Source organism: Pseudomonas sp. K8, from assembly GCF_014889455.1.
GTDB lineage: Bacteria > Pseudomonadota > Gammaproteobacteria > Pseudomonadales > Pseudomonadaceae > Aquipseudomonas > Aquipseudomonas veronii.
Window position 1 is genome coordinate 23832 of the sequence record NZ_VJWO01000019.1, and the last position, 17085, is coordinate 40916.

A 17085-nucleotide genomic window follows, 5' to 3' on the forward strand; every position below is an offset into this window, starting at 1 on the left:
GCGGAGCCCATCATGGAAAAACGTGAAGAACTCTACCGCGGCAAAGCCAAGTCGGTATACAAGACCGACGACGCCAACCGCCTGATCCTGCTGTTTCGCAACGACACTTCGGCGTTCGACGGCAAGCGCATCGAACAGCTTGATCGCAAAGGCATGGTGAACAACAAGTTCAACGCCTTCATCATGCAGAAACTCGAAGCGGCCGGCATTCCGACCCAATTCGACAAACTGCTGAGCGACAACGAGTGCCTGGTCAAGAAGCTGGACATGATCCCGGTCGAATGCGTCGTGCGTAACTACGCCGCTGGCAGCCTGGTCAAGCGCCTGGGCGTGGAGGAGGGCCTCAAGCTCAACCCTTACACGTTCGAGCTGTTCCTGAAGGACGACGCCAAGGGCGACCCGTTCATCAACGAATCCCACGTCGTGGCGTTCGGCTGGGGCACCGCCGAGCAACTGGCGCGCATGAAGGAACTGTCCCTCAAGGTCAACGACGTGCTGAGCAAGCTGTTCGACGACGCCGGCCTCTTGCTGGTCGACTTCAAGCTTGAATTCGGCGTGTTCCACGACGGCTCCATCGTCCTGGGCGACGAATTCAGCCCGGACGGCTGCCGCCTGTGGGACAAGGACACCAAGAAGAAGATGGACAAAGACCGCTTCCGCCAAGGCCTCGGTGATGTGATCGAAGCCTACGAAGAAGTCGCCAAGCGCCTCGGCGTACCGCTGTAATCGACGCAAGCATCTGATAGCACGGAAAAAAATCGCTTCGGCGCTTTGCTTTCCAGAGACAGGCTGTTATGATGCGCGCCGTTGGAGAGATGCCAGAGTGGCCGAATGGGACGGATTCGAAATCCGTTGTACCTTCACCGGTACCTAGGGTTCGAATCCCTATCTCTCCGCCATTATTGAATAAGACTAAGCCCCTGAAATGGTTGAACATTTCAGGGGCTTTTTCGTTGTTGGGGTTTGGTTTAGGGCAATTCTCAAGGCTCGCCCAGCAGCCTTCCATCACTCATAAGGATTTGGTGATGCGATACCCGCTACCGCGCCTTGTTGCGCGGCTCTCCCGCCGCTGCCTACTCAAGCAATGTGGTGGTCTCCGTAGAAGGCGCAGCAGGCGTTATTCAGTACGCCGAAGCGCGCACGTACCTGCAGCTTTTGGATCGGGGTGAAAAAACCATGAACTCCCCCCGAAAGCGAAAATCACTTCGAGCTGAAAGATGCTTACTTTGTTCGAGTCCGTGTTGATGCTGCCAAACTCGCACCGATTCTCTTTCGAATGTCTTGCCAAAACTGGGGGGGGGGGGCGTGGTACGCCGGGCTCGAGGGATCTACTCGTGGGAGCCGGTCCCGATCACATGGCACGCGAGGTGGAAGCCGCATTGGCCTGGTTGCAACATCAAGGTGAGTAGGGCCAGCGGTTAGCCAAATTGGCGAGCCTGCGCTATCTACCGGAACGGGAGCTATCCGTTGCTGAGCAGATGCGGCAGCTGGGACTGGAGCCATCGGCGGATAGGACTTATCGCAACTGGGTCCAGCGACTGCATGATCGAATGATTGCTGAGTTATCGAGACGCTCTGAGAGACGCGGTACTTGACCAGCTGTCAGCCGATAGTGCGTCAAAGCTTTATCACTGTGTCGTTGTGGAAGCACACTTGAAACGCCTACTTTGTAGGTTTTCTGTTAGAGAGTAAAAAGATCTCAGGTTGGTTGCTTGCATCTCCGTATAGGACGGATCCCCATCGCTATCGAGTTATAAAGGTTGGACGAGTGATGTCATATTTTGTTGAGGTTAACCAAATAAGAGAGCGCCTTTAGATCCTTCGGGATTTCAGTCGCTGTAAATAGTTTTGCAGGTTCAAGGCTAATGAAACCCAATGCTTCTTTGGCGACCTGACTTTTGTCTCCTGCTAGTAAAGCACTGGCCAACGAAAAAGTGCTTTCGATGTTAAGGCTGATGTTGAAGCTGGAAGCAACTCTTCGTAGTAGGCCTTTCGTAGCTGAGGCATTGACGTTGGTTATGGATTTTTTGAGGTTTGCTATTGCTGTCACTAAACCTCTCTCGGTGTCTGGCTGAGAAAGAATCAGTTGGTAGATGTCGTCTAGATGATTTCGAAATTCTAATAGTTCATCTTTTCTCTTGTCTTTGTAGTTTAATATGTCGTCGAAAGATGATTCTGGGCTTGGAATCGGTAGGCATTCATAAATTTTTATTTCGATCCCTGGGTTCTTCGTAAGCTGGTTCTCGCTCGGAGAGAGCTTGTGATTCGCCAGGCTCCACTGCCCAGGTTGGACACTATGGCGTATCTTCAGGGCATTTTCGATTAGGTTTAGTTTTGTGTGCTTTGGCTGAAATGTAGAGCCCTCGTCGTGCAGCGTGTGCTCTAAGATTCCGGCGCTCTCGAGAAATTTATCGTCAGGTGTTGATTTAAAACCTATTCTGGTAGTTTTTGGGATGTCAATTTTGTCAAAGTAAAGTAAGTATTTTTTAAAGGTGTCGGGGTGAATGGTTCCTAAGTAGCTAATGTTTTTATGTGTGTCGAGATCTAGTGAGGGTGCTATAACTATCCCTCTCATGTTGTTTTCAATAGTCATGTTGTGTGTGCTTTATAAGTTGGGTCTGATTTTAAGTTAAATTATCAGGGGTTGCTGATTGAGTCTAGTGAAGGCTTTTAAAAGTTCTAATTGATAACGTTTCGCACGCATCAAATTTCCCCGGCGATGAGCGAGAGTAAACCCAGGCTCTATAGCTACCACTGGCAAAATACTCGACTCGGCTGGCTCCGGGATCATCCACTTTGTGCTGAATGCTCTCGTCGCGGTCGCACCGGCGCCGCAGTGATCGTGGACCCTTTGATCCCCGCCACGGCGACGTACATCTCTTCTGTGACCGCGACGGCTTCTCCAACGACCCGATCATGGCGGGTGTCTGACCATGAAACACTGGAAACCCGGACGGCTGCGCGCCGCCTTGCAGCAGTGGCTCGGCGTGCCCATTGGCTTGGCTGAAAGGGCCTTCTGGCGAGAGTGGTTCAGCACCTCCAGCAGGGCAAAGCCGTGTTGGTCGATTCCGCCATGCGGCTGGACAGCATCTTCGGAGCTTCGCTGTCAGCGGAAGAGGCCGCAGCGAAGGTCTTCGCCAAACGTCCTATGAGCCTGCTCGTAGTCTAGAAAAGGCATTAGATAGGTTTCGGGGTGTGATCAATCCAGCGAGGCGACTCTAACGGTGTAATGTAAGAGTCGCAAAGCTATTCAGCTGGATGGGTTATTTTTTGAAAATTTGTTTTTTGGGCGGATGAATTTTTTCGTGGAGTTTTTTTGCAACACCTGATCTGGATATTCGCACCAATATACAGAACACGGAGAAAATCGAAATTGCGACGATTGCCAGAAGAAGCCCTCGTTGCCCCTTGAGCCCATTGTTTACATGCTCACGGTATTTGTCCTCGCCAAAGAGCGAGCAGATGATGTTGATGTTTTTTTCTGAGAACTCGTGATTGATAAATTTTTTAAGTGATTCCGGTGACTGGCACTGTTTCTCTGTTAGTGTTGGGTCGGATTTGAAAAAGCTGAATTTAGCATCGCCCTCGGATAGGTAAAATGACGGAGCTTCCGGAGCGTCTTTCAATGAAACCATCAGGTATTTTGCGTTCGTAAGTGGTACTGAAATGCTGATAATTACGAAGAAAAAGAAGAGTAGCGCAAAAAAACGCACATTGAGCTTTTTTCGAAAACAGGGTCTCTTTAAATTTTAGGCTGTTAAAGTTTTTCCAGTCTATATATTTTCTTGCTCGTGCAACATCTCTATGGCAGAAGCCATTTTTCTTGATCCATTCCTCGGCGAGTTTGGTGTCAGTCAAGTTTTGTGCGGGTATGTTGAACTCGAATCGGTAGTATTCAACTTCCCTGAGGTTTTTTCGTATTTGTTCGTAGTCTTCGGTTTCAAACTTTGTGGAGCCACCGAAAAAACGCCATATTAAGTCGCGTAGGAATATCAGTGAGCCTGAACGTGAATAAATGTACAAGGCTAACAAGCAGATAGCGATACCGCTAACTAAGCTTGCCAGTGTTGCGTAGTTTTCAAATGTCCAGTTTACGATGTTGTCGTTGAAGTTTTGCTGTGACACAGATTCATCCTTGATTTAGTTCTGATGGAAGGTTTTATTGGCTGTTTAGCCATTAAGCAATAGGCATTTTTAACTCGTCCTTAAGTTTTTTGTGTCTGCGGCGATAGAGCTCTATACCCAACAGGGAGGATAACCCATGTCCGACACCACCCGTGACCAGTTCAAACAGGTTTTCTCCGGGCTGGAGTGTGCCTCCGGCGCCTTCAGTAAACAAGCCGAGGAGACCATGAGCGAAGCGCGCAAGGCTGGCGGTTTATCCGAGCAAACCAAGGCCACCGTGCCTGAGGAATCCGTTGCCTGGATCTCTGAGCTGCAGTTGGCCAGAAAATGCAAGGACGCTTCCAGGTTTAGCCACTTCGCACCGGGTTGGATATTAGAGATACCTTGCGAAGGTCTGCACTTCAGTCAGCGCTCGATATTGAATTTTTGGCATGCCACGAACCATTCAATTGTCTTTGAGCCAATTATCTATGTGCGAATGATGCATGGGCTGTGAAAAGTAATAACCTTGGACAAAAAAACAACCCAGGCTAATCAATGCTTCCAATTCCTCGCGAGTTTCCACGCCCTCGGCTATACATTCCAGTTGCATGTCACTGCTCAAAGCAACTAGAGACTTTACAATTTTGTAGCGGGTGGGGTTTTCATCAATGCCAGTAATAAAGGTTCGATCTATTTTTATTTTAGTGAGCGCCAGCGAAAGTAGTTGGCTAAGACTGGAGTATCCAGTGCCGAAATCGTCAAGGGCCACTCCGCAACCTAGCCGACAGAACCTGTCAATAGTATGTTGCACTTTAACAACATCCTGCATGATCGCTGTTTCGGTTATTTCCAGGTCCAGTCGCCTGGCGTCGAAATGGCTGGCCTTGATGATTTCGATTATTTGTCCGGCGATTTCGTCTGAAGCGCAGTCGTGCGCGGACAAGTTAAAAGAAAGGCAAATGTGGCGGGGCCAGTCAGAGGCAATCAGCAATGCCTTGCCGAGCAGGTGAGTGGTCAGGCGATTTATCAGGCCGATCCGCTCGGCAATCGGAATGAACTGGCCGGGAGGCACGTCACCTAGCTCTGGGCTGTTCCAGCGTGCCAATGCCTCGAACGCTACGGTGCGCCAGCTGCGCAAATCAATCACCGGCTGAAAAACCAGGCTGAATTCGTGCTCGATATCGACCTGGCGTAACGCCTGTTCGATCATGCCTTGTCGTGTCAGTTGTTGAAGGTGGGAAGGTGTGAGCATGAACGTTTACCCCCAGTTACCCAACCATAGGCAATAGGAGCGGTGTTTTTTGACCTGTAACGACAAATAACTGCTGGGTGCTTCTCAAACGCGGGTACCTGCAGGCACCAAAAATCAATCGCATTTTCCGGCAGGCATAATTTTCGGCGTCCATGGGAAAATTCCTTAGCAATTCAACATCGTTCAGATAGTCAAAAAATGACTATACTGAAATTGGCTAGAAAATAATAGCAATCTAGCCTTTTTATGATCTTCCTGGGGAGGTGAATAGGTGTAAGCATTTGATTTTAAGTGATATTTCAGATGAAGCAAAGTGCCACTATACGTATAGGCAAGCGAATCAAGCACTTACGACTAGACAATAAATGGACACAGGCCGCCCTTGCCGAAGCACTGGGGTGTGAGTCGATGACAGTGAGTCGTTACGAGAGAGGCGAATACGCCCCTAGCATCGAGATGTTGGAGCGAATCGCTGACGTCCTGGGCGTGGGACTGGATGCTTTTTTCACGAGCCGGGATCACGCTGAACCAACCGCCGCGAGCCTTCGCCACTGCCTATGCGACATTGCCTATCAAGCAGATGAAATGTCGCTGAAAGAAATTATTGGCGCCGCAAAAAGGATCTTGAAGAATCGAGAGCAATAGCAGTGCTCGGTTCAATTCACCTGATAGGTGGCGCAAAATACTGAGTAGAGCCAGGGGCGGTTTATTGTTTTTGAATGTGGTTGTTTACGCTTCATTAAGTATAGGAACGTATGATGTTATTCCTGTTCCTGCTGCTAGATGAACGCATCAGGGATGTGTTCGTTGGTATTGATGAACTTTTTTAAAGTTCGGCCTGGCCGGTGTGACAGGTGTCATTAATTGGCGAAGCAAAAACAATGTTTTCAACGAGCTGAACTTTAGTTGACGAGGAAAGAGTTTACAAAGTTCGCCGAAGTCCAGGATGAACAAGCCAAGGCCCTATTGAGTTCGCCTGAGAGAACCGTCTGATAAATCGCTGAATACATTCGGCTACCGCGCCAGACGAGCCAACAGACTGTCGATAAACACCGTTTCTGCGCGACTCATCTTCTGCTCCCGATGCCACAACACATGGATATCCACATCCGCAATCCCCTCATCCGGCGGTAATCGCCAGAGCAGTCCGTTCTGCACATCCTCCGCCACCACATGAATCGGCAGGCAGCCCAGGCCAAACCCGGCGATGACCAGGCGGCGCACTTCTTCCAGGCTGGGTGACGACGCCACGATCCGCCCGCTGAACCCCTGCTGATCGCGGAATATGGTCAACGGCGAGAGCATCCCGCCGATCTGGTCGCTGGTAAAACTGACGAAGTTTTCCGACTGCAAGTCCCCTTCGGCCAAGCCGCTGCGGCCGAACAGTGGGTGGTGTTTGCCGCAGAAAAAACCATAGCGCTGGTGCAGGAACAGATGTTGTTCCAGGCGCGGCTGTGGCCGGCGGTTGAGGCTCAGGCCCAGGGTGGCGGTTTTTTCCAGCAGGGCGGCGACGATGTCGGAGCTGCGCATTACCTCGACCTCCAGGTCGACCCGCGGGTGTTCGCGGTGAAACTCGGCCAGGAACTCATCGAAGGTGTTGGAGTTGATGCGGCTGATCATCAGCAGGCGCACTTTGCCGATCACTTCATCGCCGGGTTTTTGCAGGGCGTTGCTCATCTGCGAGACCTGGCCGTACATCTCGCCAGCGATGGCGAAGATCTGTTCGCCGGCCTCGGTCAGTACGAAGCGCGGGCCACGGCGGGCGATGAGTTGGCAGTCGAGTTGTTCTTCCAGGCGTTTGAGGGCCTGGCTGATGGCCGGCTGAGTCAGGTGCAGGCGTGCGGCGGCGCGGCTGATGCTCAGTTCCTGGCCAATGACGCGGAAGGTGCGCAGCAGGTTCCAGTCCAGGCGGTCGTTGAGCAGCGGGTGAATATCGCGACGGGTTTCGGGCATGGCGCGGCTCAATAATAAGCAGGATTTATAATTGGAATAATAAATAGAAAATTGACTAATCATAGCCCCGCGACGATAACTCACCCTCAACAAGCGCCATCAGAGCGCATGCGTTCGACCTTTCTCCTGCCAAAAAAATAACCAAAGGAGCCCGCCCCATGAAGCCTTCCGCTTCGCCCCAGCCTCGCCGTGCTGCGGCCGCCGCTTTCATCGGTACCATGATCGAGTGGTACGACTTTTATATCTACGCCACCGCCGCCGCGTTGGTGTTCGGTCAGCTGTTTTTCCCTTCCGAAGATAAATTGTTCAGCACCATGGCCGCGTTCGGCACCTTTGCCGTGGGCTTTTTCGCGCGGCCGTTGGGCGGCATTGTGTTCGGGCATATCGGCGATCGCATCGGCCGCAAGAAGTCGCTGGTGATCACTCTGGTCATGATGGGCGTGGTCACGGTGTGCATCGGATTGTTGCCGAGCTACGCACAGATCGGCGTCGCGGCGCCGGTCCTGCTGGTGCTGTTGCGCATCGTGCAGGGCATCGCCGTCGGTGGCGAGTGGGGCGGGGCGGTGTTGATGGCCGGCGAGCATGCGCCAAAGGGCCGCCGCAATTTCTTTGCCTCCTTTGCTCAGTTGGGCAGCCCGGCGGGGCTGATTCTGTCGCTGCTGGCGTTCAGCGCGGTGACCCGTTTGCCCGAAGAAGACCTGCTCAGTTGGGGCTGGCGTCTGCCGTTCCTGGCCAGCGCCTTGCTGTTGATCGTTGGCCTGGCGATTCGCCTGGGGGTGAACGAGTCGCCTGAGTTCCTCGAAGACAAAGCCTTGGCCGAAAAGGCACGGGCGCTCAAGCCGGACCAGGCCCCGGTGATCGAGGTGCTGAAGACCGCCTGGCGCCCGCTGCTGCTGTGCATCGGTGCCAACACCCTGGGTATCGCCGGCGTGTATTTCACCAACACTTTTATGATTGCCTACAGCACTCAGCAACTGGGCCTACCGCGCTCGTTGATTTTGGAGTGCCTGTTCGTCGTCGCCATCATCCAGTTCTGCGTACAGCCCCTGGCGGCCTGGGTCGCGGAGAAGGTCGGCGCCACGCGTTTCCTCTGCGCGATGACGGTGCTGGCGATGGCGTCGCCTTACCCGATGTTCGTGCTGGTCAGCAGCGGTGAGGCGCCGTTGATCATCCTCGGCATCGCCCTGGCGGTGGTGTGCATGGCCTCGTTTTATGCGGTGATCGCAGGTTTTGTCAGCGGCCTGTTTGAAACCCGCGTGCGCTACACCGCGATTTCCCTGGCCTATCAGGTGTGCGGTGCGCTGGCCGGTGGCCTGACGCCGTTGATCGGCACCTGGCTGGCCCACGAATACCAAGGCCAATGGTGGCCGATGGCAGTGTTTTACAGCCTGATCGCGGCGGTCTCGCTGGTGAGCGTATTGGCCTTGTCGCGCCGCCACGCCACCGCCCACCGCCTGGAAATGGCCCCTGGTGTTTAATGGAGCGGGTGCAATGTTGAAGATTAAGGGTGAGCGTCTATGGGCCAGCCTGATGGCCATGGCCGAAGTCGGCGCGACCGCGCGCGGCGGCAGTTGCCGCCTGGCGTTGAGCGCCGAAGACCACGCCGGTCGCGAGCTGTTCAGCCACTGGTGCAAGGCCGCCGGGCTGAGCCTGAGCATGGACGCCATCGGCAACCTGTTCGCCCGGCGTGCCGGTACGGATAAGGACGCCGCGCCGGTGATGATCGGCAGTCACCTCGACACCCAGCCGGAAGGCGGCCGCTTCGACGGTGTCTACGGCGTGCTGGCCGGCCTGGAGGTGATGCGCAGCCTCGACGACCATGGCATCCAGACCCGCAAGCCGCTGGAAATCGCGGTATGGACGAACGAGGAGGGCGCCCGTTTCACCCCCGCCATGCTCGGCTCCGCCGTGTTCACCGGTGCCTTGGCGCTGGACCAAGCCCTGGCCACCACCGATGCCGACGGCATCAGCGTGGCCGACGCCTTGCGCACACTCGGCTGCCACGGCAAGCGTGCCCTGGGCGGGGCGGTGGATGCGTATTTCGAAGCCCATATCGAGCAAGGCCCGATCCTTGAGGACCACGCCAAGAGCATCGGCGTGGTCAGTGGTGGCCAGGCGATTCGCTGGCTCGATGTGCGGGTCGAAGGGCTGGCCGCGCATGCTGGCACCACACCGATGCCGCTGCGCAAGGACGCGCTGTATGGCGCCGCGAAAATGATCCAGGCCCTGGAATGCCTCGCCATGGATTTCGCCCCCCAGGGCCTCACCACCGTCGGCGAGTTGAGCATTGCCAAGTCTTCGCGCAACACCATTCCCGGTTTGCTGACCTTCACCGTCGACCTGCGCCATCACCGCGACGCCGACATTGAGGCGATGGAGCAGCAGGTCAGGGCGCGCTTGCAGGCCATCGCGCAGAAGCGCGGCCTGAGCGTCACCATCAGCCCTCACTGGGTCAGCCCAGCGACGCCGTTCGATGCCGAATGCGTGGCCTGCGTGCAAGCCGCGGTGGACGCCTTGGGTTACAGCCAGCAGCCCATCGTCAGCGGCGCCGGCCACGATGCCATCCACCTCGCACGCTATTGCCCGACGGCGATGATCTTCATCCCCTGCGTCGGCGGCCTCAGCCACAACGAAGCCGAAGACGTACTGCCCGAGGACGTGCGCCAGGGCGCCGATGTTTTACTCAACGCCGTGTTGAAACGTGCCGGCCAAGCCAACTGACCGCCTCATTCAGGACGACTGAAGACGACCTGCCGGGCCGCAGGCAAGCCAGCGCCCACCGGCAGCGTGTTCACTCAGGAGATTCCCATGCAAACGTTCTTCCATCCCGAACAACTCCTGCATTATCCGCGCAGCTACTACTCCCGTGGCCAGATGCGAACGCCGCAGGAAGTCCCCGAGCGCGCCCGCAACCTGCTGCGGGCCGCGCAAACCCTGGGGTTTGAGATTGTGTCACCCGAGGACCACGGCCTTGAGCCGCTGCTGGCGGTACACGCTGCGCCCTACCTGACCTTCCTTCAGGAGGCTTACCCGCGCTGGAAGGAAATCCCTGAAGAGTGGGGCGACGAAGTCATGTCCAACATCTTCGTGCGTGAACCCAACTCCCTGCGCGGCATCCTCGCCCAAGCCGCACGCTACCTGGCGGATGGCAGTTGCCCGGTCGGCGAACGGACCTGGCGCTCGGCCTATTGGTCGGCCCAAAGCGCCGTCGCTGCCGCCAAGGCCGTCCTCGATGGCGCGCCCGCCGCCTACGCGCTGTGTCGCCCCCCCGGTCATCACGCGCGCTTCGATGCGGCGGGCGGCTTCTGCTACATCAACAATGCCGCGGTGGCGGCGCAGGTGTTGCGCGAAGGCTTCCAGCGCGTCGCGGTGCTGGATACCGATATGCATCACGGCCAAGGCATTCAGGAGATTTTCTACGACCGCGACGACGTGCTCTACGTGTCGATCCACGGCGACCCGACCAACTTCTACCCGGCTGTCGCCGGTTTTGCCGACGAGCGCGGCAACGCGGCCGGCGAAGGTTTCAACCTCAACCTGCCGATGCCCCACGGTGCCAGCGAGGCGGTGTTCTTTGAACAGCTCGAACTGGCCCTCAAGGCGCTGAAGGACTTTTCTGCGGATGTGCTGGTGCTCTCCCTGGGCTTCGATATCTACGAACTGGACCCGCAAAGCAAAGTCGCGGTGACGCGGGACGGGTTTGCGCGCTTGGGTGAGCGCATCCGCGGCCTGGGGTTGCCCTGTGTGATCGTGCAGGAGGGCGGGTATCACCTGGAGACGTTGGACAGCAATGCGCAGGCGTTCTTCAGTGGCCCGCAGGCTTGGGCGAAGTAACCGAGTATCGGTTTTGTGGAGGTGTGATATCTTTATGCCATCATATGTCGTGACGATCACGGAGGATGGTATGAAGAAGCTGTTATTGGTCGGGGTTTTGGTGGTGTTGGCGTGTAGCCCGTTTTTTGCCGCAGCGTGTCCGAAGGGGACACATCCGGTCGGGGGCACGGGGTCGCATCACAAAGGTGGGACTTGTCAGTAGTCGATGGATCGACAAGGCGTGTGAAGTCGCGGTTCGAGCGTCAACCCCGTGCGGGTGCGCTTGAGGGCGGTTAACCGATGCCCGCAGCGAAAAGCCTGCTGAACCGAGCGTTCTGCAGGCTTTTTCGTTTCAGATGGAGAGATCAGGTTCTTTCCCGTGCAGGGATTTTTCCGCATACGCAAATCTCCCTGTAATCCTGCATGACTGATCGCAGGCGCACGCGGGGAAATGGATGACGTCTCTAAAGTCCTGATCCTGGCGGCCGAAATGCTCTTGTATGACATCTGATCACTAATAAAAGAGCCTCGAAAAATGTCCTTACGTAGCCTGTCCATCGCCCGTCGCGCGGGCCTGGGTTTTGCCCTGGCTGCTTTGCTGGTGGCCGTACTCGGTTTTTTTGCGCTCTCGAACATGGCCAGCATTCGTGAAAGTGCGGTCCAGGTCGAGCGTGGGCTGGTGCCTAAAATGCGTCTGGTCTCGGATATCCGCGAGATTATGTTGCGCATTCGGACCATCTCTTTGCGCATGGCGCTGGACCCGAACCCGGCAAGCATCCCGCAGTACCGCAGCCAGATGGACACGCGCAGCCAGGACCTGAGCAAAAAGCTGGCCGACCTCGAGGCCGTGATCGACAGCGCCGAAGTGCGCGCGTTGTATGAGCAGTTCCAGGTCTCGTTGCGCCAGTACCAGCAAGGGCTGACCCGCTCGTTTGCGCTGGCCGACCAGCAACAGGGGGCTGAGCTCAACAAGTTGCTGTTGGTGGATATGAAAACCGTGGTCGATGGCTCCGGCGCCCAGCTCAACGCATTGGCCGACTATTACAACGCGCAGATCAACCAACAAGGGCAGGCGGCCGAGGCGCAGTATGGCCGTTCGCGCACGATGGTCTTCGGCTTTGTGCTGCTGGCCGCCTTGAGTACCGTGGCGCTGGCCTGGCTGCTGACACGCAGCATCGTCGGCCCGCTGAGCCATGCGGTGCGGGCCGCGGAAAACGTCGCCCGTGGCGACCTGACCGAAACGGTGGCAGTGACCGGCGACGACGAAGTGACCCGCCTGCTCGTGGCGCTGCAGAGTATGCAAGCCAGCCTGCGCGGCACCTTGCAACTGATTCGCCAGTCGGCCGGGCAGTTGGCGTCGTCGGCTACCGACCTGAACGGCATTACCGATCAAAGCAGCCGCAGCCTGCAAAAGCAGACCGCGGAAATCGAGCTGGCCGCCACTGCCGTCAATGAGATGACTTCCGCAGCTGACGAGGTGGCGCGCAACGCGGTGTCCACCTCCGAGTCCACGCGGGTGTCCAATGAAACGGCGCGCGAAGGCCAGCATCGCGTGGGCGAAACGGTCAGCGCGATTCAAGCCCTGAGCAGCAACATCGGCGAGACCTCGACCCTGGTGCAACACCTCGCCGAGCAATCGCGGGATATCGGCAAGGTACTCGACGTGATTCGCTCCATCGCCGAGCAGACCAACCTGCTGGCCCTCAATGCCGCCATCGAAGCGGCGCGGGCCGGGGAGTCCGGACGCGGTTTTGCGGTCGTGGCCGACGAAGTGCGCGCCCTGGCGCACCGCACCCAGCAATCGACCCTGGAAATCGACCAGATGGTCAGCGCCATGCGCGCGGGTTCCGACCACGCACTGACCTCGATGCAGTCGAGCACCGCACGCGCCACCGACACCCTGGCGTTGGCGGAAGGCGCCGGCGGTGCCTTGAGCCAGATCACCGATTCCATCGACCAGATTCACCAGCGCAACCTGGTCATCGCCAGCGCCGCCGAGGAGCAGGCCCAGGTCGCCAAGGAAGTCGATCGCAACATCGTCAACATTCGCGACTTGTCGGCGCAATCGTCTTCCGGCGCCGGGCAGATCAACGGCGCGAGCCGGGAACTGGCGCAACTGGCGGTCGCACTGAACGAGGCGGTGGCACGCTTTCAGCTGTAGTGAAGTGCGCCGCGAGTGGCGGCGCGCAGGATGGCGCTAATTCAGCGTCGGCTCTTCCACGATCCTGATATTGACCGCTTGCCACTCGCCCCCCGGCCCCCGTTCCAATTCGTAGGTGACGGTTTGCCCTTCGCGCAGCACCCGACCACCCTGGGCGGTGCTGCTGCGAAAGAAAACGTCCTGTGCATCGTGGGCGGCAGTTTCGCTGCTGATGAAGATTGCAGTCTGTGGAGTCTTTCTGGACATGGCCGTTCTCCATTTTCAGTGCAATACATGGCCCAGGGTGGGCGGGGTGACGCGGTGAGTCGCAGGCTTATCAGCTGATCAATTGGACTTTGTCCGCCTGCATGCCTTTTTCCCCTTTTACCGTTTCGAAGCTGACTTTCTGCCCTTCTTTCAATGATTTGAATCCAGTGCCCTCAATCGCCCTGAAGTGTACGAACAGGTCAGCCCCGCTATCCGGAGTGATGAACCCATAGCCTTTTTCATCGTTGAACCACTTCACCGTGCCGTTCTGTCTGTCGCTCATTGTTCGTATCCTCTAAACCCTGATGTCCTACTGCGCACCGACGCAGTGCGACATGCTTAATAAAAGCCCCGCGCCAGCCCGTCGTCAACACTGCGCTAGACCAGCGGTACTGTCATTCCTGACAGGTTCGCGGGCCGTCGAAACGCGCCATACTGCGCAGTTTCATGCTGACAACCTGGCGTATCCGGGCGCCGGTCCTTACGCACATGGCGCCCCGTCACCTGCCATACGATAATGCCCTCCATCCCGATTCCCACTGGCTTCCTACCGTGATCATCAACTTCGACCTCAACGACCTCCAAGCCTTTCGCGCCGTAGTAGACAAAGGTAGTTTTCGCGGCGCCGCCGATGCCATCCGGATCTCGCAGCCAGCGCTCAGCCGGCGCATCGAAAAGCTCGAAACCGCCCTCGACGTGAAGCTGTTTGAGCGCACCACGCGCCGCGTCAGCCTGACCATGGTCGGGCGCGCCTTCCTGCCGCAGGTCGAGCGTATCCTCGACGACCTCGACATCGCGCTGATGGGCATCAGCAACGTCGCCTCCACGCGGATGGGCGATGTGACCATCGCGTGTGTGCCGTCCACCGCGTATTACTTCATGCCTCACGTGATCTCGGCATTCCACAAGCTCTACCCCAAGATTCGCCTGCGGGTGCTGGATGCCAGTGCCGGTGAGGTGTGCAATGCGGTGGAAAGCGGCGAGGCGGATTTCGGCGTGAGTTTCAGCGGCAGCCTGGCCGATGAGGTGGAGTTCGAGTTGCTGTTTCAGGAGCGTTATGTGCTGGCCTGCCGCCGCGATCACCCGCTGGCCGAGCGCGCCAGCGTGAGCTGGGCCGAGGCCTACGAGCATGACTACATCACGGTGGACAAAACCTCGGGCAACCGTTTTCTGCTGGACCAGGCCCTGCGCGGCGTGCGGGTGAAAAAGCCGAGTATCTGCGAGACGCACCACGTGACCACCATGATCGGCTTGGTCGAGGCGGGGTTGGGTGTGGCGATGGTGCCGTCGATTGCCATGCCGGGCACTGAACACCCGATCCTGCTGAGTGTGCCGCTGGTGGAACCGCAGGTGATGCGCAATGTGGGCTTGATCAAGCGCCGCGGGCGGACGTTGCCGCCAGCGGCGCTGGAGTTGGAGCGGTTGGTGCGGGAGCTGCCGTTTCGGTCAGCGTGATACCGAGTCCAGGCCGGTGGATTGCACCACTGGTTGCGCCTCGGGCGAGGCCAGGTAGTGCAGCAGCGCCCTGGCCTGCGCCGGGTGTTCGGCGTTGACCGGAATACCCGCGGCGAAGCGCGTCACCGATTGCACGTCTTCAGGGATCTTGCCGACGTAAGTCACCCCCGGCACCGGTAACAGTTCCGCCACCTGCTGCAAGCCCACCTCGTAGTCACCCTTGGCGACCTGTTCGGCCACGGGGATGCGTTCGATCATGGTGCCCTTGGCCGGCATGCCGAGTTTCTTGAACAGTTCCTTCTCGACATACACGCCGCTGGCGCTGTCCGAATACGCCACGGACTTGGCCTTGAGCAACACCGCTTTGAGTTCGGCATCGGTGCCGATGGCCGGTTTGGCCGCGCCGGCTTTCACCACCAGGCCGATCCGCGAATCCGCCAGTTCCACGCGGGACGCTTTGTCGACCTTGCCCTGTTTGATCAGCTCATCCAGGGCGTAGCCGACCATGATCACCACATCGGCGTGTTCGCCACGGGCCAGGCGGTTGGGAATCGCTTCCGGCGCCTTGCCCATGGACGGGCCGAGGACGGTGTCGAGGGTGTCGCCGCTGCGCTGGGCGTATTGCGGGCCCAGCAGCTTGTAGGCAGCGGTGAAGCCACCGGAGGTCATCACCTTGAGTTGTTCGGCCTGGGCCGTCAGTGCCAGGGCACCGAGGGCCAGGGCCGTCAGGGTTTGCGACAGCGCTTTCATTGCGCCGCCTCGAGCATGACTTGCCCGCGGGTATTGGCGCGGTGATACAGCGCGAGGGTCGAGCACAGGGCGCACAGGGCCGCGAACATCAACCAGTAGGCCGGCGAAGCTTTGTCGTCGGTGATGTGAATGAACCAGGTGGAGATCGCCGGAGTGAAACCGCCGAAGATCGCAGTCGCCAGGCTATAGGCCAGGGAGAAGCCCGCCACGCGCACTTCCACCGGCATGATTTCGGTCAGCGCCGGGATCATCGCGCCGTTGTACATGCCGTACAGGAAGGAGAACCACAGCAGGGTTTCCAGCATATGCGCAAAGCTCGCAGCGTTTACCACGTAGGACAGCGCCGGATAAGCCGTGAGCACCGTCAGCGCGGTCATCGCGACCAGCACCGGTTTACGCCCGAAGCGGTCGCTCAGGCTGCCGCCGATGGGCAGCCAGACAAAGTTCGAGATCGCCACCAACAGGGTCACCAGCAACGCATCGGACGTGGTCAGTTGCAGCACGGTCTTGCCGAAGGTCGGCGCATACACGGTGATCAGGTAGAACGCGGTGGTGGTCATGGCCACCATCAACATGCCGCCGATGACCACGGACCAGTTTTTCGCCAGGGTCGCCAGCACTTCACGCATGCTCGGGCGATGTTTGCGGTTGGCGAACTCTTCGGTTTCCTCAAGGTTGCGCCGCAGCACAAAGATGAACGGAATGATCACGCAACCGACGGCGAACGGAATGCGCCAGCCCCAGTCGGCCACGACCGACGGTTGCATCCACACGTTCAGGCCATAGCCCAGCGCGGCGGCGACCACGATGGAGATCTGTTGGCTGCCCGATTGCCAGCTGGTGTAGAAACCTTTGCGGCCGGGGGTAGCCATTTCAGCGAGGTACACCGACACCCCACCCAGTTCCGCACCGGCCGAGAAGCCTTGCAGCAGACGGCCGAGCAACACCAGCGCCGGAGCCCACAGGCCAATGGTGTGATAACCCGGCACCAGCACGATCAGCAGCGTACCGCTGGCCATGATCGCCAGGGTCACGATCAACCCTTTGCGCCGCCCCACATCGTCGATGTAGGCACCCAGGATGACCGCACCCAACGGACGCATCAGGAAGCCCGCGCCGAACACGGCAAAGGTCATCATTAATGACGCAAACTCATTAGCGGCGGGGAAGAACGCGGCAGCGATGTAGGTGGCGTAGAAGCCGAACAGGAAGAAGTCGAACTGTTCGAGGAAGTTGCCCGAAGTAACGCGGAAAACCGCACCAATTTTCGAACGGGCAGAGTCGGGGCGGGTAGGGCTAGTCATGCTTTTGTGTCTCCAGCGTTCTTTTTAAAGTGCTTGTTTCGCTT

At 57.7% G+C, this 17085-nt stretch carries 16 protein-coding genes, 1 tRNA gene and 2 pseudogenes; 10 read left to right on the forward strand and 9 right to left on the reverse strand.

Annotation, left to right across the window (positions count from 1 at the left end; genetic code table 11):
- The first annotated feature begins 12 nt into the window (after nt 1-12).
- Entirely contained in the window at nt 13-726 is a 714-nt protein-coding gene (gene purC, locus INT12_RS15255; RefSeq protein WP_017844921.1) for a phosphoribosylaminoimidazolesuccinocarboxamide synthase, read from the forward strand.
- A gap of 83 nt (nt 727-809) precedes the next feature.
- A tRNA-Ser gene (locus INT12_RS15260) sits at nt 810-899 on the forward strand.
- A gap of 875 nt (nt 900-1774) precedes the next feature.
- On the opposite strand, the gene INT12_RS15265 is transcribed toward INT12_RS15260, so the two are convergent.
- From INT12_RS15265 to INT12_RS31665, 3 genes are all read right to left on the reverse strand, one after another.
- Complete coding sequence (locus INT12_RS15265; RefSeq protein WP_193058904.1) at nt 1775-2593, reverse strand: DUF6236 family protein; 819 nt, start codon at nt 2591-2593, stop codon at nt 1775-1777.
- A gap of 670 nt (nt 2594-3263) precedes the next feature.
- The gene (locus INT12_RS31660; protein WP_413469016.1) at nt 3264-3635 is read right to left on the reverse strand and encodes a DUF6216 family protein; all 372 of its coding nucleotides are present in this window, start codon (nt 3633-3635) and stop codon (nt 3264-3266) included.
- The gene (locus INT12_RS31665; RefSeq protein WP_193058905.1) at nt 3574-4125 is read right to left on the reverse strand and encodes a DUF6216 family protein; all 552 of its coding nucleotides are present in this window, start codon (nt 4123-4125) and stop codon (nt 3574-3576) included. The genes INT12_RS31660 and INT12_RS31665 overlap by 62 nt, the downstream gene beginning before the upstream one ends.
- Nucleotides 4126-4261: 136 nt before the next feature.
- Between INT12_RS31665 and INT12_RS15275 the strand changes: the two genes are divergently transcribed.
- The gene (locus tag INT12_RS15275) at nt 4262-4621 is read left to right on the forward strand and encodes a hypothetical protein (protein WP_193041165.1); all 360 of its coding nucleotides are present in this window, start codon (nt 4262-4264) and stop codon (nt 4619-4621) included.
- Here INT12_RS15275 and INT12_RS15280 read toward each other — a convergent pair.
- Nucleotides 4571-5365, reverse strand: a pseudogene (locus tag INT12_RS15280) (EAL domain-containing protein); the annotation flags it as partial. The gene INT12_RS15275 and the pseudogene INT12_RS15280 sit on opposite strands and share 51 nt — an antisense overlap.
- A 297-nt stretch (nt 5366-5662) precedes the next feature.
- Between INT12_RS15280 and INT12_RS32005 the strand changes: the two are divergent.
- Nucleotides 5663-6004 carry a helix-turn-helix domain-containing protein gene (locus tag INT12_RS32005; RefSeq protein ID WP_017848706.1) on the forward strand — a complete coding sequence of 114 codons (342 nt, stop codon included), beginning with the start codon at nt 5663-5665 and terminating at the stop codon, nt 6002-6004.
- Between the two features lie 369 nt (nt 6005-6373).
- On the opposite strand, the gene INT12_RS15290 is transcribed toward INT12_RS32005, so the two are convergent.
- Nucleotides 6374-7312, reverse strand: coding sequence for a LysR family transcriptional regulator (locus INT12_RS15290; protein WP_193041166.1), 939 nt, complete (start codon nt 7310-7312; stop codon nt 6374-6376).
- Nucleotides 7313-7470: 158 nt separating this feature from the next.
- Here INT12_RS15290 and INT12_RS15295 point away from each other — a divergent pair, with 158 nt between their 5' ends.
- From INT12_RS15295 to INT12_RS32015, 5 genes and pseudogenes are all read left to right on the forward strand, one after another.
- Nucleotides 7471-8790, forward strand: a complete 1320-nt coding sequence (locus tag INT12_RS15295) for an MFS transporter (protein WP_046384359.1) — start codon at nt 7471-7473, stop codon at nt 8788-8790.
- A gap of 13 nt (nt 8791-8803) precedes the next feature.
- Nucleotides 8804-10033, forward strand: a complete 1230-nt coding sequence (locus INT12_RS15300) for a Zn-dependent hydrolase (protein WP_193041006.1) — start codon at nt 8804-8806, stop codon at nt 10031-10033.
- 87 nt (nt 10034-10120) lie between these two features.
- Complete coding sequence (locus INT12_RS15305; RefSeq protein ID WP_193041005.1) at nt 10121-11146, forward strand: histone deacetylase family protein; 1026 nt, start codon at nt 10121-10123, stop codon at nt 11144-11146.
- A gap of 514 nt (nt 11147-11660) precedes the next feature.
- Nucleotides 11661-12428: pseudogene (locus INT12_RS32010) on the forward strand (MCP four helix bundle domain-containing protein); the annotation flags it as partial.
- A complete protein-coding gene (locus INT12_RS32015) occupies nt 12423-13286 on the forward strand; it encodes a methyl-accepting chemotaxis protein (protein ID WP_370737569.1) in 864 nt (287 codons plus the stop codon). The pseudogene INT12_RS32010 and the gene INT12_RS32015, both read left to right, overlap by 6 nt.
- A 36-nt stretch (nt 13287-13322) precedes the next feature.
- On the opposite strand, the gene INT12_RS15315 is transcribed toward INT12_RS32015, so the two are convergent.
- Complete coding sequence (locus INT12_RS15315) at nt 13323-13532, reverse strand: cold-shock protein (RefSeq protein ID WP_017848712.1); 210 nt, start codon at nt 13530-13532, stop codon at nt 13323-13325.
- Between the two features lie 70 nt (nt 13533-13602).
- Entirely contained in the window at nt 13603-13815 is a 213-nt protein-coding gene (locus tag INT12_RS15320) for a cold-shock protein (protein ID WP_017848713.1), read from the reverse strand.
- Nucleotides 13816-14084: 269 nt separating this feature from the next.
- On the opposite strand from INT12_RS15320, the gene INT12_RS15325 reads away from it, so the two are divergent.
- A complete protein-coding gene (locus INT12_RS15325) occupies nt 14085-14987 on the forward strand; it encodes a LysR family transcriptional regulator (RefSeq protein WP_017848714.1) in 903 nt (300 codons plus the stop codon).
- On the opposite strand, the gene INT12_RS15330 is transcribed toward INT12_RS15325, so the two are convergent.
- Together INT12_RS15330 and INT12_RS15335 are read right to left on the reverse strand one after the other, a co-directional pair.
- Nucleotides 14979-15737, reverse strand: a complete 759-nt coding sequence (locus INT12_RS15330; RefSeq protein WP_193041003.1) for a substrate-binding domain-containing protein — start codon at nt 15735-15737, stop codon at nt 14979-14981. The two genes, INT12_RS15325 and INT12_RS15330, sit on opposite strands and share 9 nt — an antisense overlap.
- Entirely contained in the window at nt 15734-17041 is a 1308-nt protein-coding gene (locus INT12_RS15335) for an MFS transporter (protein WP_046490376.1), read from the reverse strand. Before INT12_RS15335 ends, INT12_RS15330 begins: the two co-directional genes overlap by 4 nt.
- Between the last annotated feature and the right edge of the window lie 44 nt (nt 17042-17085).